This window comes from Pseudomonas sp. JUb42, assembly GCF_024807945.1.
GTDB lineage: Bacteria > Pseudomonadota > Gammaproteobacteria > Pseudomonadales > Pseudomonadaceae > Aquipseudomonas.
On sequence record NZ_JANUFD010000011.1, the window covers coordinates 192,557 to 212,305 of the forward strand.

General features: G+C 60.2%; 18 protein-coding genes. 6 read left to right on the forward strand and 12 right to left on the reverse strand.

What is annotated here, in order from left to right:
- The first annotated feature begins 5 nt into the window (after positions 1-5).
- The 3 genes from M2401_RS22015 to M2401_RS22025 all read left to right on the forward strand — a co-directional run bounded on the left by M2401_RS22015 (position 6) and on the right by M2401_RS22025 (position 3,764).
- Positions 6-683: a heavy metal response regulator transcription factor gene (locus M2401_RS22015; protein ID WP_259105949.1), complete on the forward strand. Its 678-nt coding sequence runs from the start codon at positions 6-8 to the stop codon at positions 681-683.
- Positions 673-2,037, forward strand: coding sequence for a heavy metal sensor histidine kinase (locus M2401_RS22020; protein ID WP_259105950.1), 1,365 nt, complete (start codon positions 673-675; stop codon positions 2,035-2,037). Before M2401_RS22015 ends, M2401_RS22020 begins: the two co-directional genes overlap by 11 nt.
- A 200-nt stretch (positions 2,038-2,237) precedes the next feature.
- Positions 2,238-3,764, forward strand: a complete 1,527-nt coding sequence (locus M2401_RS22025; RefSeq protein ID WP_259105951.1) for a sensor domain-containing diguanylate cyclase — start codon at positions 2,238-2,240, stop codon at positions 3,762-3,764.
- A gap of 192 nt (positions 3,765-3,956) precedes the next feature.
- Here M2401_RS22025 and M2401_RS22030 read toward each other — a convergent pair whose 3' ends face one another.
- Entirely contained in the window at positions 3,957-4,427 is a 471-nt protein-coding gene (locus tag M2401_RS22030) for a PA2169 family four-helix-bundle protein (protein ID WP_259105952.1), read from the reverse strand.
- Positions 4,428-4,657: 230 nt separating this feature from the next.
- On the opposite strand from M2401_RS22030, the gene M2401_RS22035 reads away from it, so the two are divergent.
- Both M2401_RS22035 and M2401_RS22040 read left to right on the forward strand, forming a co-directional pair.
- Positions 4,658-4,894 (forward strand): DUF3820 family protein, encoded by a 237-nt coding sequence (locus M2401_RS22035; protein ID WP_259106014.1) that lies wholly within the window; start codon positions 4,658-4,660, stop codon positions 4,892-4,894.
- Between the two features lie 7 nt (positions 4,895-4,901).
- Positions 4,902-6,101, forward strand: coding sequence for an aminotransferase class V-fold PLP-dependent enzyme (locus M2401_RS22040; RefSeq protein ID WP_259105953.1), 1,200 nt, complete (start codon positions 4,902-4,904; stop codon positions 6,099-6,101).
- A gap of 99 nt (positions 6,102-6,200) precedes the next feature.
- On the opposite strand, the gene M2401_RS22045 is transcribed toward M2401_RS22040, so the two are convergent.
- From M2401_RS22045 to zwf, 3 genes are read right to left on the reverse strand one after another with little or no spacing between them, the layout of a single operon-like run.
- Positions 6,201-6,875, reverse strand: a complete 675-nt coding sequence (locus tag M2401_RS22045) for a bifunctional 4-hydroxy-2-oxoglutarate aldolase/2-dehydro-3-deoxy-phosphogluconate aldolase (RefSeq protein ID WP_259105954.1) — start codon at positions 6,873-6,875, stop codon at positions 6,201-6,203.
- Positions 6,876-6,892: 17 nt separating this feature from the next.
- Positions 6,893-7,606 carry a 6-phosphogluconolactonase gene (gene pgl, locus M2401_RS22050; protein WP_259105955.1) on the reverse strand — a complete coding sequence of 238 codons (714 nt, stop codon included), beginning with the start codon at positions 7,604-7,606 and terminating at the stop codon, positions 6,893-6,895.
- A complete protein-coding gene (gene zwf, locus M2401_RS22055) occupies positions 7,593-9,062 on the reverse strand; it encodes a glucose-6-phosphate dehydrogenase (RefSeq protein WP_259105956.1) in 1,470 nt (489 codons plus the stop codon). Before zwf ends, pgl begins: the two co-directional genes overlap by 14 nt.
- A gap of 226 nt (positions 9,063-9,288) precedes the next feature.
- On the opposite strand from zwf, the gene M2401_RS22060 reads away from it, so the two are divergent.
- Positions 9,289-10,146: a MurR/RpiR family transcriptional regulator gene (locus M2401_RS22060; RefSeq protein WP_259106015.1), complete on the forward strand. Its 858-nt coding sequence runs from the start codon at positions 9,289-9,291 to the stop codon at positions 10,144-10,146.
- A gap of 200 nt (positions 10,147-10,346) precedes the next feature.
- On the opposite strand, the gene M2401_RS22065 is transcribed toward M2401_RS22060, so the two are convergent.
- The 8 genes from M2401_RS22065 to M2401_RS22100 all read right to left on the reverse strand — a co-directional run bounded on the left by M2401_RS22065 (position 10,347) and on the right by M2401_RS22100 (position 19,744).
- A complete protein-coding gene (locus tag M2401_RS22065) occupies positions 10,347-11,201 on the reverse strand; it encodes a D-hexose-6-phosphate mutarotase (RefSeq protein ID WP_409033967.1) in 855 nt (284 codons plus the stop codon).
- Between the two features lie 198 nt (positions 11,202-11,399).
- Complete coding sequence (locus tag M2401_RS22070) at positions 11,400-12,758, reverse strand: carbohydrate porin (protein WP_259105958.1); 1,359 nt, start codon at positions 12,756-12,758, stop codon at positions 11,400-11,402.
- A 129-nt stretch (positions 12,759-12,887) separates the two neighbouring features.
- The gene (locus M2401_RS22075) at positions 12,888-14,060 is read right to left on the reverse strand and encodes an ABC transporter ATP-binding protein (protein WP_259105959.1); all 1,173 of its coding nucleotides are present in this window, start codon (positions 14,058-14,060) and stop codon (positions 12,888-12,890) included.
- A 2-nt stretch (positions 14,061-14,062) separates the two neighbouring features.
- Positions 14,063-14,908 carry a carbohydrate ABC transporter permease gene (locus tag M2401_RS22080; protein WP_259105960.1) on the reverse strand — a complete coding sequence of 282 codons (846 nt, stop codon included), beginning with the start codon at positions 14,906-14,908 and terminating at the stop codon, positions 14,063-14,065.
- Complete coding sequence (locus tag M2401_RS22085; protein ID WP_259105961.1) at positions 14,901-15,815, reverse strand: carbohydrate ABC transporter permease; 915 nt, start codon at positions 15,813-15,815, stop codon at positions 14,901-14,903. The genes M2401_RS22080 and M2401_RS22085 overlap by 8 nt, the downstream gene beginning before the upstream one ends.
- Positions 15,816-15,921: 106 nt before the next feature.
- Positions 15,922-17,208 carry an ABC transporter substrate-binding protein gene (locus M2401_RS22090; protein WP_259105962.1) on the reverse strand — a complete coding sequence of 429 codons (1,287 nt, stop codon included), beginning with the start codon at positions 17,206-17,208 and terminating at the stop codon, positions 15,922-15,924.
- A gap of 328 nt (positions 17,209-17,536) precedes the next feature.
- Positions 17,537-18,943, reverse strand: a complete 1,407-nt coding sequence (locus M2401_RS22095; protein WP_310504146.1) for an ATP-binding protein — start codon at positions 18,941-18,943, stop codon at positions 17,537-17,539.
- A gap of 60 nt (positions 18,944-19,003) precedes the next feature.
- The gene (locus tag M2401_RS22100) at positions 19,004-19,744 is read right to left on the reverse strand and encodes a response regulator (RefSeq protein ID WP_259105963.1); all 741 of its coding nucleotides are present in this window, start codon (positions 19,742-19,744) and stop codon (positions 19,004-19,006) included.
- Positions 19,745-19,749: the final 5 nt, after the last annotated feature.

Genomic DNA, 19,749 nt, shown 5'->3' on the forward strand with positions numbered 1-19,749 from the left:
GCTGCATGCGCGTGCTGATCATCGAAGATGAAGAGAAAACCGCAGACTACCTGCATCGCGGGCTGACCGAGCAGGGCTATACCGTGGACCTGGCGCGCGAAGGCATCGAGGGCCTGCACCTGGGTCTGGAAAACGACTACGCGGTGATCATTCTCGACGTCATGCTCCCGGGCCTTGACGGCTACGGGGTGCTGCGCGCGCTGCGGGCCCGCAAGCAGACCCCGGTGATCATGCTCACCGCCCGGGAGAACGTCGACGACCGCATCCGCGGCCTGCGCGAAGGCGCCGATGACTACCTGGGCAAGCCCTTCTCGTTCCTTGAACTGGTCGCCCGCCTGCAAGCCCTGACCCGGCGCAGCGGCGGCCATGAACCGGTGCAGGTGAGCATCGCCGACCTGTGGATCGACCTGATCAGCCGCAAGGCCACCCGTGCCGGTACACGACTTGACCTGACCGCCAAGGAGTTCTCCCTGCTCAGCGTACTGGCTCGGCGCCAGGGCGAAATCCTTTCGAAAACCTCGATTGCCGAGATGGTCTGGGACATCAATTTCGACAGCGATGCCAATGTCGTCGAAGTCGCGATCAAGCGTCTGCGCGCCAAGCTCGACGGGCCGTTCGAGAAGAAGCTGCTGCACACCATACGGGGCATGGGCTATGTGCTGGAAAGCCGCGATGGCGAGTAATTCCATTGCCCTGCGCCTGAGCGGCCTGTTTGCCCTGGTGGCGCTGTTGGTATTCCTGCTCATCGGCTGGGTCTTGTACCTGCAGGTCGACAAGGGCCTGGGCCGCCTGCCCGCCGCCGAGCTGGATGCGCGCTACAGCGTGCTGGAGTCGGCGGTGACCCGCTACGGCAACCCGGAGCACTGGGCCAAGATCAACGCCAAGTTGAAGCTGCTCAGCGAGGAAGACAAGCGCATTCACTTTTGGGTGGTCAGCGACAACCCGCAGTACGAGTTCGGCAACCCGGACGCCAACATCCGCCAGTTCGCCATGGGCCGCCCAGGCATGCGCGACCTGCAACTGCCGGATCGTGAATTCCCCCTGAAAGTGCTGATCAGCCAGTTCCCGGCCAAGGACCAGCGCCCGCCTCTGCGCTTTCTGATCGCCATCGACATGCAAACCTTCTGGGACACCCAGCACCGGCTGTTGATAGCCCTGATCAGTCTGGCGGCCGTGGGCATCCTGCTGGCCTCGGCGCTGGGCTACTGGGTCGCGCGCATCGGCCTCAAGCCTTTGGTCAGCCTGTCCCTGGAAGCGCAGAAGCTGGCGCCGCCGCGCTTGTCCGGGCGCCTGCAACTGTCGTCGTTGCCGCCAGAGCTGGACCAGTTCGTCACTTCGTTCAACAGCACGCTGGAACGGGTCGAACAAGCCTATTCGCGCCTGGAATCCTTCAATGCCGATGTGGCCCACGAACTGCGCTCGCCGCTGACCAACCTCATCGGCCAGACCCAGGTCGCCCTGACCCGTGGGCGCTCGGCCGAGCATTATTTCGAGGTCCTGCAATCGAACCTGGAAGAGTTGGAGCGCCTGCGTTCGATCATCAACGACATGCTGTTCCTGGCCAGCGCCGATCAGGGCAGCAAGGCCACGGAGCTGACCTGCGCATCCCTGGCCGAGGAAGTGGCGACGACCCTCGACTATCTGGACTTCATTCTCGAAGACGCCCAGGTGCAAGTCGAAGTCCATGGCGATGCCAGTGCGCCGATTGAAAAGGCCCACTTGCGCCGTGCCCTGATCAACCTGCTGCACAACGCCGTGCAACACACAGGGCCAGGTCAGGTGATCCGCGTCGATATCCACGGTGACGAGCAACAGGCCAGCGTCGGCGTCGCCAACCCCGGCGGCGCCATTGCCGATGAACATCTGCCCAAACTGTTCGAGCGCTTCTATCGGGTGGACGCCTCGCGCAGCAACAGCGGCGCCAACCACGGCCTGGGCCTGGCGATTGTCAAAGCCATCGCCCTCATGCACGGCGGCAGCGTGTTTGTGCGCAGCGAAGGTGGAATCAACACCTTTGGCATCAATTTGCCCTGTTAACCGATTAAAAACGGTCTTTTACAGAGGGCACGCCTAAAAGCGACGTCGCTTTTAGATCACAGCGTTTAACGACATTGCACCTCGATCTTTTTTGTATCGGCAGACTGACTATTCAGTTACAAACGACGCTAAATCACGGCAATACAGGCGTATTGAACTGAATTGAATACTTCCACCCGCTCAATGGCGCAAAGCTTGCCATGATTGCCACCGCAGCTGAGCCTCCTTTGCGCAGGGAATGGTCGCGCTCGCAAATCCTGTTGATTTCCGGCGGCCTGGCTGCGGTGCTGGCCATTGTGGGCATCGTTTCGTCCTTGCTGATACGCGAACATGCCGACGCCAAGACCGCCGCGGCCCGGGCGGCCACCAATATCGTCCAGTTGATCGATGCCGATGTGCTGCGTAACGCCGAGCTTTACGACACCTCGCTGTCCGGCATCATCCTGGCTTGGCAGCGTTCGGACCTGATGAGTATTTCCCCGGAACTGCGACAGATGGTGCTGTTCGACCGCTCCACCGCCGCGCCGTACAAAGGCGACCTGCTTCTGCTGGATCAAAAGGGCGACATTCTCGCCGACTCCACCTCGGTGGTGCCGCGTCGGGACAATTTCGCCGACCGGCCCAATTTCGACTGGCACCGTCAACACAGCGACTCAACGCTACAGGTCGGCGGCCCGTTCCGCAGCTACTCCAACTTCAATGACTGGTGCCTGACCTTCAGTCGGCGCATGTCCGGGCCCGACGGCGAGTTCATGGGCGTGGCAACCAGTGCCATGCGCGTGGTGTATTTCAAGAACCTATTCAAGAACCTCAATGTCGGTCAGAACAGCAGCGTGGCCTTGATCAACTCCCAAGGCATCCTGATAACCCGCCAACCGGATTTCCTGGGCAAGGATCTGGTCGGTACTGACTTCAGCAAGCAGCCCAATTTCCAGCGCATGCTCAGGGAGGAAAACGGCAGTTTCAGCGGCATCTCCGGCCTGGATAATCTCGAGCGCCTGTACACCTTTTCTCGTGTCGGCGACTTGCCGCTGATTGTGGTGGTGGGCCAGTCCCTGGATGAGGTCTATACCGTCTGGCGTCGCAACATGCTGTTGGTGGCCGGTGCCACCGGCCTGCTGTGCATCGGCATTATGTGGTTGACCCTGCTGCTATGCCGGGAATTGCGTCTGCGTCATCAGGCCGAGACGGAGTTGGCACAGATGGCCGCCACCGACTCACTCACCGGCCTGCCCAACCGTCGGCAGCTGGATCAGGTGATGAGACAGGAATGGGCGCGGGCGCAACGCTCTGGCCAGCCCATGGCGCTGCTGATGATCGATGTCGACCACTTCAAGGCCTTCAACGACCGCCACGGCCACAACGGTGGAGATGAAGCATTGCGCCGGGTTGCCCAGACCTTTACCGAAACCATCCGCCGACCGGGTGACCTGGCGGCCCGTTATGGCGGTGAGGAGTTTCTGATCATCCTGCCCGAGACCGACCTGGCCGGCGCCAGGCTGATGGCCGAGAAGATCCGCCTCGCCGTTCAGGCCATGCCGCGCTTTGCCAATGATCCACAACCCATCACCGTGAGCATTGGCATCGCCGCCCAGACCGCCGGCCCTGCAGACAAACTGGCGGCGCTGTTCGGGGTAGCCGACAAGGCGCTGTACGAAGCCAAGCGCAAGGGGCGCAATCGGGTGGAACAGGCCGCTTTTGTGCCTTGCCCGGAGGATGTCAGTTAATTTTGGCCATCCTTTGTGCGATTACCACATGTAGGAGCGAGGCTTGCCCGCGAAAGCAATATATCTGGCCCAGATAATGTGCCAGCCGTATCGACCATTCGCGGGCAAGCCTCGCTCCTACAAAATGAAGTCATGCAGCGCCCATAAAAAAACGCCAGACGGGCTGGCGTTTTTTCGACGGGCTAAAAGAACTTAGCTGGCGCGACGTACCTGATCACGCAGGAGTTTGACCTGATCGTGATTTTTCTGGGTGCCTGCAAGCTGACGCTCGATCAGGCTGACCACATTCACTGGCAGGTTTTCCTTACGGGCTTTCTCGGCCGCTTCACGATAAGCCTTCAGCGCATGGTCTTCACCACGCTCAACTTCATTGAGCACAGCCTCATCGCTTTTGCCAGTCACCGACGACTTCAGGTTGACCCAGGCACGATGTACGGAGCCGGAAACGCTACCGCTGGTTTCAGGATCGCCGCCCAAGGCACGAACTTCGGTCTGCAGCTCACGAACGGCAGTAGCGCAGGCTACCGCATGCTCGGCGAAGAACGCTTTAAGCTGAGGGTTTTTCAAGTCCTTGGCGCTTTCTTCAAACCCTTTCTGACCATCTTTACTGGTTTCGATCAGGTCATTGAGCAGCGAGATCGATTCTTTATTGATATCTGTCATTTTCAAATTCCTTATTGGCGGGTTGATCAAGTTTTGCGTTGCTGCCAAGGTAGTTGCAGCGCCCGTGCCAGGAATTGAAAACAGTTTTTACCCTTTAATTTCAATACGTTATAAATATCAAGAGACAGATCCACCGGGGTTTCTGCATGAACTGTCAATTGGCCTGCATGCAGAATGCACGTATCTTTTCCCATATGGCCGTACGGCCCAGCGAACCACGAGCACGACTGATGAATCCGGAAAAACTCAAGCTGCTGGTGACCCAGGAAATGCCCTTCGGCAAGTACAAAGGCCGCCTGCTGGCGGATCTACCGGGGCCTTACCTGAACTGGTTCGCCCGCGAAGGTTTCCCCAAGGGCGAGCTGGGTGCCCTGCTGGCCCTGATGCAGGAGATAGACCATAACGGCCTGTCCGAGCTGCTCGACCCTCTGCGCACCCGCCCCCGCCGACACTTCAACGATAAGTGAGACCGCCATGCCTGCTGCCCGCGACAACGCCACTGCGCTTGAACTGGCCCGAGATGAAGACTTTTGGCAACGCATTGCCGAGTCCTATACCGTCGAACCCGGCCCGATCAACCTGGAGAACGGCTACTTCGGGCGCATGACCGACAAGGTCCTGGCGGCCTATAAAAGCCATATCGACTACGTCAACCGCAGCAACTCGGTCTACGTGCGCCAGCAGTTCGACAGCCATGACAGCGAGCAGATACGCCAACAACTGGCCGAGCTGGTACAGGTGGCGACCGAGGAGGTGGCGATCACCCGCTGCGCCTCGGAATCCCTGCAAGTGCTGATCCGCAACTACAACGGCCTGCAGCCGGGTGATCAGGTGCTGATCTGCGACCTCGACTACATCAGCGTGCAAAGTGCCATGCGCTGGCTGGCCAAGAGCCGCGGCGTGGAAGTGATCGAAATCACCCATGCCCACCCGGCCAGCTACGACAGCCTGCTGGACAGCTACGAAGCGGCGTTCAAGCAGTATCCACGGCTCAAGCTGATGGCCCTGACCCACGTCACCCACCGCACCGGTCTGGTGATGCCGGTGCAGGCCATTGCCGAACGGGCCAAAGCCCACGGCATCGATGTGATCCTCGACGGCGCCCACGCCCTCGCCCAGCTGGATTTCAAGCTCGATGAGCTGGGCGTGGCCTTTGCCGGTTACAACCTGCAGAAGTGGATTGGCGCGCCTCTGAGCCTGGGTTTTGTCTATATCGCCCGGGAGCGCCTGGGCAGCATCGATGCCGATATGGGTGACACCCGCTATGCCGACGACGATATCCGCTCCCGCGCGCCCTACGGCACGCCGAATATCCCGGCGTGGATGACCTTGCCGACGGTTTTTGAAGAGCATTACGCAATGGGTGGCGCCGCAGTCAAACAGGCACGCCTGAATTATCTGCGGGATATCTGGGTCGAGGGGGTACGGGGTCTGGAAGGGATCGAGGTGCTGACACCGGACGATCAACGGCTGTATTGCGGGATCACGGCGTTTCGCTTCACCCGGCATGAGGATCAGCAACCACTGGTGGAAAAACTGTTGCAGGACTACAACCTGTTCACGGTCGGCCGTACGGGCGCCGGTTGCGGGCCGTGTATCCGGGTAACGCCGGGCTTCAGTACCTCAGTGGCGGATCTACAGTTGCTGGTCCGGGCACTGACTGAATTGGCCTGAAAAAAAATGGCGCACCGGACCAGGGTGCGCCAAAAAAGCCAACTACACACACATCTTCATTGCTGCCCGGGCCGTCAGTGACGGCCCCGGCAAAATCCTTCAGTCAAACAGTGCCATGGCCTCGGCCGTGGCTTCGGTGATGCGGTTCCAGTCACCGTTCTTGACCCACTCGTTGTCGATCATCCAGGTACCGCCAACGCACATCACGTTAGGCAGGGCCATGTACTTCTTCAGGTTGTCGGCGTTCACGCCGCCAGTCGGGCAGAAGCGCACCTCGTTGAACGGGCCGCCCAGAGCCTTGATGGCCGCGACGCCGCCGCTGATTTCCGCCGGGAACAGTTTGAAACGGCGATAGCCCATGGCGTAGCCGATCATGATTTCCGAGGCGCTGCTGACACCCGGCAGCAACGGCAGCGGGCTGTCGACAGCGGCTTGCAGCAGGTCTTGCGTGCTGCCCGGCGTGACGATGAACTGCGAGCCGGCAGCTTCGGCAGCGGCCAGTTGATGGCGGTCCAGGATAGTCCCGGCGCCCACGCACAGTTCAGGGCGCTGCTCGCGCAGAATGCGGATCGCGCTCAGGCCAAAGGCCGAACGCAGGGTGATTTCCAGCGCCGTCATGCCACCTGCCGCCAGCGCATCGGCCAGCGGCAGGACATCCTGTTCGCGGGCGATGGTGATGACCGGCAGAATCTTCGCCTTGGCGCAGAGTTCGTCGATCTGGATAACCTTGTTCGCCATGCTGTTGAGCGGCTGTCGGGTTTCAGGAGTGTTCATGGCGGCGGTTCCTTTGCTTATGGGCACCAGTAAATCTCGAGGGACGGGGTGAGAAACGCACGTACCGGCATTTGGGCGAGGTCATCGCCCGCCAGTGCTGTGCGCAGGGTGTCGAGTTTGGCCTGCCCGGAAATAGACAGGATGGGCTGACGGGCCGAATTCAAAAGGCGACGGGTCAGGGTCAGGCGCTGGTGCGGCACGGTCGGTGCCAGCATCGGCAGGCAACGACGCTCGCCGTCCAGGCTCAGGGCCTCGGTCAGGTTCGGGCTGTTGGGAAACAGTGAAGCGGTGTGACCGTCATCGCCCATGCCCAGCACCAGCACGTCGATGGTCGGCAGTTCGGCCAAGGCCTTGTCTGCCAACAGGGCCGCAGCCTCCAGGCTGTCGGCAACCTGATACAGGCCGACAAAACGCGCCTTGGCCACCGGGCCTTGCAGCAGGTAACGCTGCAACAGGCCGGCATTGCTGTCGGTGTGTTCCACCGGCACCCAGCGCTCGTCGGCCAGGCTGATCACCACCTTGGACCAGTCCACGGCCTGTTCGGCCAGGCTCTGGAAAAACGCCACAGGGCTGCGCCCACCGGAGACCACCAGCGTGGCAATGCCACGCTCGTTGATCGCGCTGTTCAGTCGGTCGGCTACGTTAGCGGCCAGCCCTTCGGCCAGCAGGCCGGGATTATCGAATTCCCGGGCCACCAGGCCAGCGGGCAATTCAAGTTCACATATCGCCATACCAGGATCTCCCATCTCGAGTAATCAAAGCGATGGAGCTCATCGGCCCCCACGACCCCGCCGCATAAGGCTTGGGCGCGTCGCCCGCCTTGCGCCAGCCGGAAATCAGCTGGTCACACCAGCGCCAGGCGTACTCGATCTCATCTTTACGGACAAACAGGTTCTGATTGCCGCGCATCACTTCCAGCAACAACCGCTCGTAGGCGTCCGGGACCCGGGCGCTGCGGTAGGTGTCGGAAAAACTCAATTTCAACGGACCACTGCGCAGTTGCATGCCCTTGTCCAGGCCCTGGTCCTTGGTCATCACTTGCAGGGAAATACCTTCGTCGGGCTGCAGGCGAATGATCAGGCGGTTGCTGATCTGCATGCGCTGCTCCGGCGCGAAGATGTAGTGCGGCGGTTCCTTGAAGTGGATGACGATCTGCGACAGTTTCTGCGGCATGCGCTTGCCGGTACGCAGGTAGAACGGCACGCCGGACCAGCGCCAGTTGCGGATATCGGCGCGAATGGCGACGAAGGTTTCGGTGTCGCTCTGAGTATTGGAGTTTTCTTCCTCCAGATAACCGGGCACCGGCTTGCCTTCGCTGTAGCCGGCGATGTATTGGCCACGGACCACCTGGGTCGCCAGGCGCTCCGGGGTGAACGGCGCCAGAGCCTTGAGCACCTTGACCTTCTCGTCACGAATACTGTCGGCGGACAGATCGCTGGGCGGGTCCATGGCGATCAGGCAGAGCAATTGCAGCAGGTGGTTCTGGATCATGTCGCGCAGTTGCCCGGCCTGATCGAAATAACCCCAGCGGCCCTCGATACCCACTTGCTCGGCCACGGTGATTTCTACGTGGGAGATGTGGTTCTGGTTCCACTGGGTCTCGAACAGGCTGTTGGCGAAGCGCAGGGCAATCAGGTTCTGCACCGTGTCTTTGCCCAGATAATGGTCGATGCGGTAGACGCGGGTTTCAGGGAGGAACTGCGCTACGGCGTCGTTGACCGTCTGCGACGAGATCAGGTCGTGACCGATGGGTTTTTCCAGCACGGCGCGGGTGCGCTCGGTGAGATTGACCGACGCCAGGTTCTCGCAGATCGCGCCATACACCGACGCGGGTGTGGCGAAGTAGGCAATCAAGGTCTCGGCATCGCCGACCCGCTCGGCCAGGGCCACGTAGTCCTCAGCCTTGAGGAAGTCGACGTGCAGGTAGCTCAGTCGCGCCTGGAAGCGCGCGACGTGTTCTGGCTCGAGTTCGGCATCAGGCACGAAGCGGCGCAGGGATTTATCGATGTACGCCAGGTGCTGATGCTCGTCGCCCGGTTCGCGCGCGAGCGCGAGAATACGGGTGTCGGCATGCAGCAAACCGGCACGGTCCAACTGGTATAGAGCCGGGAACAGCTTGCGCACCGCCAGGTCGCCCAAGGCGCCAAACAAGGCAAAAGTGCACGGTTCAACCGTAATCGAAGGCATAATGTTGGTTCTTTTATCAAGTTAGACTACAAATACCTTTTTTAAAGGCGTTACTCAAGGCCATATGTAGTAATAACCACAACATTTGTTCAGAATCGATATTCCAGTGGTGATCAACACAGGCCCTGAGTACGATAGGCCACCTTTGCGACAGGCTAAAGAGGTTCGTCGATCCTCGTTGAAGATCAGCCTGTTGCAACACGATGAAGGGACCCGAATGGACCGCATACGCAACCTCCTGGAGCAGATCCAGGGCCGACTCGAAGAGCTGAACAAGGCTGAACGCAAGGTCGCCGAAGTGATCCTGCTCAACCCACAGCAAGCGACCCGTTTCAGCATTGCCGCACTGGCCCAGGCGGCCAAGGTCAGCGAACCGACGGTCAACCGTTTCTGCCGTTCGTTCGCGGTCAGCGGCTACCCCGAATTGAAGCTGCAACTGGCCCAAAGCCTGGCCAGCGGCGCGGCCTATGTCAGTCGCGCAGTCGAGGCCGACGACAATCCCGAGGCCTACACGCAAAAAATCTTCGGCAGCGCCATCGCTTCTTTGGACAGCGCCTGCCAGCAACTGGACCCGTCCCTGATCAGCAAGGCCGTGGATATGTTGATCCAGGCCCGGCAGATCCACTTCTTTGGCCTCGGCGCCTCGGCGCCAGTAGCCCTGGATGCGCAGCACAAGTTCTTCCGCTTCAACCTGGCCGTCACCGCCCATGCGGACGTGCTGATGCAGCGCATGATTGCCTCGGTGGCCCATACCGGCGAGCTGTTCGTGATAATTTCCTACACCGGCCGCACCCGCGAACTGGTGGAAGTGGCACGCATCGCCCGGGCCAACGGCGCCTCGGTGCTGGGCCTGACCGCAGCCGGCTCGCCACTGGCCAAGGCCAGCTCGGTCAGCCTGAACATTCCACTGCCGGAAGACACAGACATCTATATGCCGATGACCTCGCGGATCATCCAGCTGACCGTGCTGGATGTGCTGGCCACGGGCATGACCCTGCGCCGTGGCGTGGACTTCCAGCCGCATTTGCGCAAGATCAAGGAAAGTCTGAATGACAGCCGCTATCCGATAGAGGATCAGGGCTAAAGCCTAACTGTGGGAGCGAATTTATTCGCGAAAGCGGTGTTCCAGGCGATGAAGATGCGTCGGATATACCGGCCCCTTCGCGAATGAATTCGCTCCCACAGATTTGCCCCTGCCCCCCGGCTAATGTTTGCTGCGCGACAGCGCGGCGCCTTGGCGGCGGGACGGCTCCCACAGTTCGCGACCGCATCAGGCAGGCAATATCAATGCACCAGATACGCCTGCAAACTCAACTCGGCATGCTCCCCCGGCGCCAGACTCAGGCTATCGCCGCCCCCCGCTGCCGCTTCCACACAGACGAACTCCGAGGCCTCGCTGCCCGCCACCCCCATCAGCGGTCTGCGCCCCGGATGCCAGACCACGGTGCTGGTGCTGTCGCCGGTATCGATGCCCAGGCGCCGATCCCACGCCGGGTCTTGCAAATGCAGCGGGCCGCTATGGTCGAATTCGCGCTGACAACCACCGGCGACACGCAACTCGCCCTCCTGCTGACAGGCCCGACGCACCAGATGGTCGTAACCCTGCACGCCGTCCAGGCCCTGTAGTGCCACGTCGGCAACATCGCTGATACGCCAGTAGGCGTGCAAGGCATGACTGAACTGACAGGGCGCGCTGTCCTCGTGGCAGGTATTGAGGCGCAACTCCATGCCCTGCCCCAGTTCGGCGTACAGATCGGCCTGCCAGTCCCACAGCTTGAGGCGCCAGTGCAGGCTGACACCTGTTGCGCTTTCGCTGCTGTCGATGAGCTTCCAGTCCAGTAGCCGCGCCCAGCCGTGGGCCGGCCAGACGCCTTCACTGGGATGGCGGCCGTACCAGGGCCAGCACACCGGCACGCCACCGCGGATCGGACCGACTTGAGGCCACTGGGCGGCGCACCACAGCCAGGGCTTTTGCCCCACCGGCTGGAAATGCAGCAACTGCCCGCCCTGCCGACTGAACACGGCCTGGCACTGCGGGTGATCGATCACCAGCACATCGCGTAGCTGATAGCGTTCCCATTCGAACGTCGGGCGAGCCCGGCGCGACCTGAAAAAACGCTGCAATGGATGCTCCAGCATCCCCGCTTCCTTGATCGCCATGGTTATCCCGGTTTACCGCACAGAAAAAAAATGCCTCCGGGAGCACGGAAGCAAATTGTTCGAGCTTAAAAAAGGCGGGCAGAACTGCTGCCCGCAAAGCACACACGATCTTTAGCCTCAAGCTGCAAGCCAGTAGCTTCTAACTTGTCGCTTGCAGCTTATAGCTTGTAACTGCCCTTAGAACTTCGACTGAATCTTGATACCGGCAACAATGGCGTCGTCGACCTGGTCAACACCGCCTGGGTGTTTGACGAACTGCAGGTTAGGACGCACGGTCAGCCAGTCGGTGACATGCACACCGTAGTAGATCTCGGAGTTGTATTCGGTCTTCTGGACCGGCACGAAACCTGGATTGTCGTAGTCGCTGATGCCGCTGAGCTGGTTGCGCAGGCGGGCGTTATCCGTTGCATCGTCGTTCACGTGGATACGCGCAACACCGACACCGATATCGTCTTTTGGACGGGCATCGAACGGACCTTTGAAGACCAGACCGATCTGCTGATAGTTGTCGACGAAGTTGGTCGCTTTATCATGCACGGTCAGGTTGCCGAAAATGCTCAGGCCACGGGAAGTATCACCGCCAACCGACGTCAGCTGTTGCTGGGCAACGACCCACCAGCCATGCTTGTCGTCATGCTCTTTGAAATTGCCACCGACCACAGCTTGTGGCTGGCCGTTCTGGGCTTCATAGAGATCGTTGGCATTGGGCGTGCTGCGGTAGTAACCGATGCGGTATTCGCCCGGCAGCTTGTTGACCATCGGCGACCACACCAGCTCGACCGGTACCACGTTGCCTTGTGAGCCGCTGGTGGCGAGGGTGAAGCCGTTGTGTTTGTCGAGGTTGTCGGCGTCCTGCATGTAGATACCGACCTGGGCGTACAACTCAGGCGTGATGTTGTATTTCACGCGCGCAGCCCACTGGCTTATTGGCCAGTTGTACCAGGTGTTTACATAGTTGCCGACCTGAGAACCGCACAGGGTCAGGTTCTGGAAGTCGCAAGGGAAGCTGTTGAAGTCTTCGCCTTCGCCGAAGCGGCCGAGTTTGATGTCCAGGGCGCCGTCGAAGAATTTCTGCTTGTACCACATTTGCGTCAGGCGCCAGGTCTGACCACGGCCCCAGACTTCCTGCGAGGAGCTGATGGTGCCGACGCGAGGATCGCCAATACGGTCGTTGGAGATGTTGCGGCCACTACGCTCGGTGACTGCCAGCTTGAATTCAGCATCGTGCCAGCCGAGGATTTTTTGCAGGTCCATGTCCAGACCGAAGGCAAACTGGTCGGCATAACGTGCAGTCTTGTCGTTGTTGTAGCCACCCTTGACGTTGCTGCCCACCTCACCGACGTACTCTGCCGAGATGGTGTAACCCTTGCTCTCAAGCTCGCTACGCAGACCGCCCCAATCGCCGGTCATGTACTTGGAGTTCGCAGCGAATGCATCATCGGCCTGGGCATTACCCGTCAGTGCCAGCGCGCCCAATACAGAGAGCTGACTGACCAGCTGGAGACGGGAAATCGATTTGGCTTTGATCTTCTTCATCCCTTAAATCCTCGTAATTTTATTTTTATTGATTACTGCTTTGTGTATTCACTGCTTCGTGTTGACAGGCTGGCCACCCGGTAAGGCAGAGATGGCCGACCTGCTGTGCTCGGTTGCGTTACAACATGTTCAGCTACGGTTGAATTGGGTGACGTTGCCCACACGCTCAGCGGGCTGAGGCTTTCCCTCGCCATTACCCAGCACGCCCAGGCGCTCGCCGGTCTTGGCATCGAACAGCAGCACCTTGGATGGATCGAATTGCAGGTTCAGGCTTTCCCCGACCTGAGGCGCGACGTCCGGCGCCAGGCGGCAGCAGACCTTGCTCTGGTTCAGGTCAACGAACACCAGGGTGTCCGGGCCCGTAGGCTCGGTCACCTGGACTTCGGCGCGAATGGTCGGCAGCCCGGACGTCTCGGCCGAAGCCAGGAGAATCTGCTCAGGACGCAGGCCAAGAATCACTTCACGATCTTCAAGCCCGGCGTCGTTCATGTTCATCGGCAGCTCGCAACGGGCCTGGCCGCTGTCGAGCAAGGCAATCAGGCGGCCGTCCTTGCGTTGCAGGCGCAATGGAATGAAGTTCATCGGCGGTGAACCGATGAAGCTGGCGACGAACAGGTTGGCCGGGTTGTTGTAGATCTCTTTCGGCGTACCGAACTGCTGGACGATGCCGTCCTTCATGACCGCAACCTTGTCGCCCAGGGTCATCGCCTCGATCTGATCGTGGGTGACGTAGACGGTGGTGGTCTTGAGACGCTGGTGCATCAGTTTCATTTCGGTGCGCATCTCGACCCGCAGCTTGGCGTCGAGGTTGGACAGCGGTTCGTCGAACAGGTAGATCTTCGGCCGCCGCGCCAGGGCACGGCCCATGGCCACACGCTGCTGCTGACCACCGGACAACTGGCCGGGCTTGCGATTGAGCAGGTGTTCGATCTGCAGCAGCTTGGCGACCCGGGAGACTTCTTCGTCGATGGCCGCCTGCGGCATCTTGCGAATCTTCAGGCCGAACTCGATGTTCTCGCGCACGCTCATGGTCGGGTACAGCGCGTAGGACTGGAACACCATGGCGATGTCACGGTCTTTGGGGCTCATGCCGCTGACATCGGAGCCGTCGATGAGAATCGCGCCGCCGGTAATGTTTTCCAGGCCCGCGATGCAGTTCATCAGGGTCGACTTGCCGCAGCCCGATGGGCCGACCAGGATCAGGAACTCGCCGTCCTTGATCTGCAGTTCAATGTTCTTCAGCGTGTCGGGCAGACCGGCACCGTAGGTCTTGTTGACGTTGCGTAGTTCGAGCGTTGCCATGATTACCCCTTGACTGCGCCGGCTGTGAGCCCGCGCACGAAATACTTGCCGGCGACGATGTAGACCAGCAGTGTCGGCAGACCGGCAATCATCGCCGCCGCCATATCAACGTTGTATTCCTTGACCCCGGTACTGGTGTTGACCAGGTTGTTCAGCGCCACGGTAATCGGCTGCGAATCACCGCTGGAAAAGACCACACCGAACAGGAAGTCGTTCCAGATCTGAGTGAACTGCCAGATCAGGCAGACCATCACGATAGGGGTCGACATCGGCAGGATGATCTTGCCGAAAATGGTGAAGAAACCCGCGCCATCCAGGCGTGCCGCCTTGACCAGCGCATCGGGAATGCTCACGTAGTAGTTGCGGAAGAACAGCGTGGTGAAGGCCAGGCCATAGACCACGTGAACGAACACCAGGCCGGTGGTGGTGCTGGCCAGGCCCATCTTGCCGAGGGTAAAGGACGCCGGCAGCAGCACGGTCTGGAACGGCAGGAAGCAGCCGAACAGCAGCAGGCCGAAGAACAGCTGCGAACCGCGAAAGCGCCACATCGACAGCACGTAGCCGTTCAACGCACCGATGGCCGTGGAGATCAGCACCGCCGGGATGGTGATCTTGATCGAGTTCCAGAAGTAACCATCTACCGTAGCCCAGGCCTTGACCCAGCCAATGGCAGTAATCACGGTCGGCCAGCTCAGCAGGTTGCCGGTACTGATGTCCTCAGGGGATTTGAAGCTGGTCAGCAGCATCACTACCAGGGGCACCAGATACAGCAGGCAGGCAGCAATCAGCACCACATGGATGGCGATGCGGCTCAGGCTGATCGGCGATTTTCCAACGAGACTAGTCATTGCGCTTGGTCCTCAGCTCGGAATACAGGTAAGGCACCAGAATGGCCAGGATCGCCCCCAGCATCAGGATCGCACTGGCCGAGCCCATGCCCATTTGCCCGCGGCTGAAGGTGAAGGAATACATGAACATCGCTGGCAGGTCCGAGGAGTAGCCAGGGCCGCCGGCCGTCATGGCTGCGACCAGGTCGAAGCTCTTGATTGCAATGTGGGCGAGGATCATCACCGAGCTGAAGAACACCGGGCGCAGGCTCGGCAGGATCACTTTCCAGTAGATCGTCGGCAGGCTGGCGCCGTCGATCTGCGCAGCGCGGACGATGGACTGGTCAACGCCACGCAGACCGGCGAGGAACATCGCCATAATGAAACCCGAGGCTTGCCAGACAGCGGCGATAACCAGGCAGTAGACCACGCGATCGGAATCGATCAGCCAGTCCAGGCGAAAGCCTTCCCAGCCCCAGTCACGCAGCAGCTTGTCCAGGCCCATGCCAGGGTTGAGCAGCCACTTCCAGGCGGTGCCGGTAACAATCATCGACAACGCCATCGGGTACAGATAAATGGTGCGGATAAAGCCTTCGCGACGGATGCGCTGGTCGAGGAAAATCGCCAGGATTACGCCGACAACGAGACTGATGCCGATGAACATGCCACCGAACACCATCAGATTCTTGCTCGCCACCCACCAGCGGTCGTTGTCGAACAGGCGCTCGTATTGCGCCAGCCCGGCCCACTTGTAGGACGGCAGGAATGTGGAGGACGTGAAAGACAGCACAAACGTCCAGAGGATATAGCCATAGAAGCCGACCAGAACGATGAACATACTCGGCGCCAGCACCAACTTGGGCAGCCAGCGCTGGAGCGCATCGAACGGCGAGGCTTTGGCTTTGCTGAAGACAGCGACAGAGCTCATCGGAAAATCCAGGTCTGATACATCGAATCCAGCCCGCAGGCGTGCGTGAAACCAGGTTGCGGTTTCAACAGCACGAACTGCGGCTGGGGGGTTCAGGTACTACGAATTACTTGGCGGACTTGATCGCTGCGCCCAACTTCTTGGCGGCATCTGCCGGGTCGGCTTTCGGGTCGTTGATGTAGTTGGTCACGACATCGAAAAACGCACCCTGTACGGCAAGGGTAGTTGCCATGTTATGCGCCATGCTCGGTTGCAGACCGCCGGTCTTGGCGTCAGCCAGGAAGTCCTTGGCCGCTGTCTGGGCGCAGGAGTCGAAGCCGTACTTGCCCATATCGCTCAACATGTCGGTACGAACCGGGATCGAACCCTTGTTGATGCTGAAGACTTTCTGGAAGTTCTCGCTCAGGGTGACCTTGGCGACGTCCTGCTGGGCAGCCGTGGTGCCTTTGTCTTTCTGCTTGAACACCGCCAGGGAGTCGATGTTGTAGGTAAAGGCTTTGTCGGTGCCCGGGAAGGCTACGCACTCATAGTCTTTGCCCGCGACTTTCTTGGCCGCAGTCCACTCGCTCTTGGCCCAGTCGCCCATGATCTGCATGCCGGCCTTGCCATTGATGACTTTGGCGGCTTCCAGGTTCCAGTCCTGGCCTTTGCCGTCCTTGTCCATGTAGGTGGCGACTTTCTTCAGCTCAGTCAGGGCCTTGACCATTTCCGGACCGGTCAGCGCGCCGTTGTCCAGGTCTACCAGGGCCTTTTTGTAGCCATCAGCGCCCATGACCGAGAGAACGACGGCTTCGAATACAGTGCTGTCCTGCCAAGGCTGACCGCCGTGGGCCAAGGGGATGAAGCCTGCGGCCTTGAGTTTCTCGGCGGCAGCGTAGAACTCTTCGAGGGTGGTCGGGTTCTTGGTGATACCGGCTTTCTTGAAGACTTCCGGGTTGATCCACAGCCAGTTGACGCGGTGGATGTTCACCGGCACAGCGACGTAATCACCGTCGTACTTCACGGTATCGGAGACTTTCTTGTCGAGCAGGGAGTCCCACTTCTCTTCCTTGGAGACATCCTTGAGCACATCGGTGTCGAGCAGACCGGTAGACGCCCACTCCTGAATGTCGGGGCCTTTGATCTGGGCAACGCCCGGTGGGTTACCGGCAACGGCGCGGCTTTTCAGTACGGTCATGGCGGTGGAACCGCCACCACCGGCTACAGCGCCGTCTTTCCAGGTAAAGCCGTCTTTTTCAACTTGCGCCTTGAGTACATCGACAGCGGCTTTTTCGCCACCGGACGTCCACCAGTGTACGACTTCGACCGTACCCTTGGAGTCGGCAGCGTGAGCGCTCAGCGGAAACAACGAGGCGAGAGAAATGACAGCAGCGAGGCGGGAGATTGAATTCATCGATTTAACCTTTCTTGTTGTTATGCATGAGCAAGTCGTCAGGTGCTTGCGCTGCATAGAAGTCTAACCAAGGGTTTTGAAAGAACAGTAACGAAGGGATGTGCAAGTGTCACAAGATAGTGACATTTCGAACATTCAGGAAAAACCGCTCTGGAATGAGGGTTACAGAGGATCTACCGTCGGAAAAGGGATGTCCAGACTGTCGGAAAAATTCGTTTTGACTGAATTTTCCTAAAGTTTTGTAGGATTAATCCAACAAAAGCCCAAGACGGCACCACCCCTAGAAGCGACTTCAGCCGCGAGGGCGCCATCCCGGCGAAAGCCGCTCCTACTCAGCTGTGCGAGGCAGATACAGGGTCACCCGCAACCCACCCCCGCGCAGGTTCTGCAGGCTCACTTCGCCCCCATGGCTGTGGGCGATATTGCGCGCGATGCCCAGCCCCAGGCCGTAGCCCTGTTGCTGGCTGCCCGCGAGGCGGAAATGCGGCTCGAATACCTGCTCCAGACGCTGCTCGGGAACGCCCGGCCCCTCGTCATCGACATGCAGAACGAACGCCTTGGGGTTGTCTTCGATCTTCAGGTGGGCCTTTTGCCCATACTTGATGGCGTTGTCGATCAGGTTGCCGATGCAGCGCTTGAGCGCCAGGGGCTTGCCCGGATAGCTGGCCTCGGCCTGGCCCTGCTGGGTGACGCAGCCATTGCCCTGGGGCAGCAGGTACGGCTCGATCAGCACGTCGAGAACGTGATTGAGGTCGACGTCGACGATGTTCTCGTGGATGTCCGTGTCTTTCACGCATTGCAATGCACCCTTGACCAACAGCTCCAGCTCGTCGAGATCGCGGCCGAACTTGGTTTGCAGGGTTTCGTCTTCCAGCAGCTCGACCCGCAGCCGCAGGCGCGTGATGGGCGTGCGCAAGTCGTGGGAAATGGCGCTGAACAACTGGCCGCGCTCGGTCAGATAGCGGCTGATGCGGGTGCGCATGGCATTGAACGCCCGGCTCACTTCCACCACCTCGCTGCCACCGCCTTCGACCACCGGCTCGACGTCGGCACCCAGGGACATGTCCCGGGCGGTGCGGGCCAAACGCTTGAGCGGACGACTTTGCCAATGCACCAGCAGGCCGATGAACAGCAGCAGGAACACGCTGGTCAGGACGATGAACCAGACCTGGGAGACCGGTAACTCCTGCTCCTCCAGGGTGGTGTAGGGCTCTGGCAACAGCGAGGCGATGTACAGCCATTCCCCCGGCGCCATCTGGATCTGGGTGACCAGTACCGGCGGATTGACCGGCTCCAGGCTCAAGGCGTAATGCGCCCAGGAACGCGGCAATTCGTCGAGCTTGAGACCGCTGTTGAAGATCCGCAAGTCTTCGGGACGGACGAAACGCACCGAGATATCCGGCCCGTTGCCCAAGTGCTCCCGCAACACCTGGCCGACCATATCCAGTACCGCCTGCTTGCGCGGGGTCAGTTCCAGCGTGGTCATGTCCAGCGGGCGATCGTTGAGCGTCACGACGAAGCGCGTGCCGCCCATATTGCGCAGCTGATCCAGCACCAGCGGTCGATAGGCCACTGGCAACGAGCGGAAATAACTGGCACTGGCCGCCATGGAGTTGGCCAGGCTGCGTGCTGCGGTGATCAGCCCCTCCATCTGGGTGGCACGCAACTGCGCCAGCCAGATCACGCTGGACAGGGTCTGGGCCAACAACACCGCCAGCAGAGTCAGGAGCAACATGCGCCCCAGCAACGAACGCGGCAACGGGAACCGGCGCTTCGTATCGAGACTGATCAAGCGTCAGTAACCATTGCTGAGTTGCGATTGCACGTTGGCCGCCAGCAGGTAGCCGCTGCCGCGCACGGTGCGGATCAGGCGTGGCGACTTGCCGGTATCACGCAGGCGTTGACGCAGACGGCTGACCGCCATATCGACAATGCGCTCAAGGGGCATCAGCTCGCGGCCACGGGTGGCGTTGCCGATGGTGTCGCGGTCGAGGATCTGTTGAGGGTTGTCGAGAAACAACTTGAGCAGGGCAAAGTCGGCGCCGGAGAGAATCACTTCTTCGCCGTCCTTGTGAAACAGACGGTGGCTGACCATATCCAGACGCCACTCATCGAACACCAGCACTTCGCCACCCACCCGCTCCTGCTGACCAAACTGTGCCCGACGCAACAGAGCCTTGATCCGCGCCTGCAATTCACGGGGACTGAAGGGTTTACCGAGGTAATCGTCCGCACCCAGTTCCAGACCAATCACGCGGTCGGCCTCGTCGGAACTGGCGGTGAGCATGATGATCGGCACCTGAGCCTGACGCGGATGCTGGCGCACCCAGCGGCAGAGGCTGAAGCCGTCTTCGTCGGGCAGCATCACATCAAGGATCACCAGATCGCTGGGCTCATCATTGAGCGCTTGGCGAAATCCGGCACCATCGCCCACGGTCCGCACCTGGAAGCCCGCACGGGTCAGGTAGGTGTGCAGCAACTCCCGGATCTCCTGATCGTCGTCGACCAACAGAATGGATTTACTGGCTGAACTCACGATGG

What these genes read in the sequence shown, in the direction of transcription:
- zwf (WP_259105956.1), bottom strand. Translation starts at nt 9,062, where the DNA reads ATGCCTTCGATTACGGTTGAACCGTGCACTTTTGCCTTGTTTGGCGCC.
- M2401_RS22080 (WP_259105960.1), bottom strand. Translation starts at nt 14,908, where the DNA reads ATGACTAGTCTCGTTGGAAAATCGCCGATCAGCCTGAGCCGCATCGCC.
- M2401_RS22090 (WP_259105962.1), bottom strand. Translation starts at nt 17,208, where the DNA reads ATGAATTCAATCTCCCGCCTCGCTGCTGTCATTTCTCTCGCCTCGTTG.
- M2401_RS22075 (WP_259105959.1), bottom strand. Translation starts at nt 14,060, where the DNA reads ATGGCAACGCTCGAACTACGCAACGTCAACAAGACCTACGGTGCCGGT.
- M2401_RS22030 (WP_259105952.1), bottom strand. Translation starts at nt 4,427, where the DNA reads ATGACAGATATCAATAAAGAATCGATCTCGCTGCTCAATGACCTGATC.
- M2401_RS22085 (WP_259105961.1), bottom strand. Translation starts at nt 15,815, where the DNA reads ATGAGCTCTGTCGCTGTCTTCAGCAAAGCCAAAGCCTCGCCGTTCGAT.
- M2401_RS22040 (WP_259105953.1), top strand. Translation starts at nt 4,902, where the DNA reads ATGCCTGCTGCCCGCGACAACGCCACTGCGCTTGAACTGGCCCGAGAT.
- M2401_RS22065 (WP_409033967.1), bottom strand. Translation starts at nt 11,201, where the DNA reads ATGCTGGAGCATCCATTGCAGCGTTTTTTCAGGTCGCGCCGGGCTCGC.
- M2401_RS22045 (WP_259105954.1), bottom strand. Translation starts at nt 6,875, where the DNA reads ATGAACACTCCTGAAACCCGACAGCCGCTCAACAGCATGGCGAACAAG.
- M2401_RS22015 (WP_259105949.1), top strand. Translation starts at nt 6, where the DNA reads ATGCGCGTGCTGATCATCGAAGATGAAGAGAAAACCGCAGACTACCTG.
- M2401_RS22035 (WP_259106014.1), top strand. Translation starts at nt 4,658, where the DNA reads ATGAATCCGGAAAAACTCAAGCTGCTGGTGACCCAGGAAATGCCCTTC.
- pgl (WP_259105955.1), bottom strand. Translation starts at nt 7,606, where the DNA reads ATGGCGATATGTGAACTTGAATTGCCCGCTGGCCTGGTGGCCCGGGAA.
- M2401_RS22070 (WP_259105958.1), bottom strand. Translation starts at nt 12,758, where the DNA reads ATGAAGAAGATCAAAGCCAAATCGATTTCCCGTCTCCAGCTGGTCAGT.
- M2401_RS22020 (WP_259105950.1), top strand. Translation starts at nt 673, where the DNA reads ATGGCGAGTAATTCCATTGCCCTGCGCCTGAGCGGCCTGTTTGCCCTG.
- M2401_RS22025 (WP_259105951.1), top strand. Translation starts at nt 2,238, where the DNA reads ATGATTGCCACCGCAGCTGAGCCTCCTTTGCGCAGGGAATGGTCGCGC.
- M2401_RS22095 (WP_310504146.1), bottom strand. Translation starts at nt 18,943, where the DNA reads ATGTTGCTCCTGACTCTGCTGGCGGTGTTGTTGGCCCAGACCCTGTCC.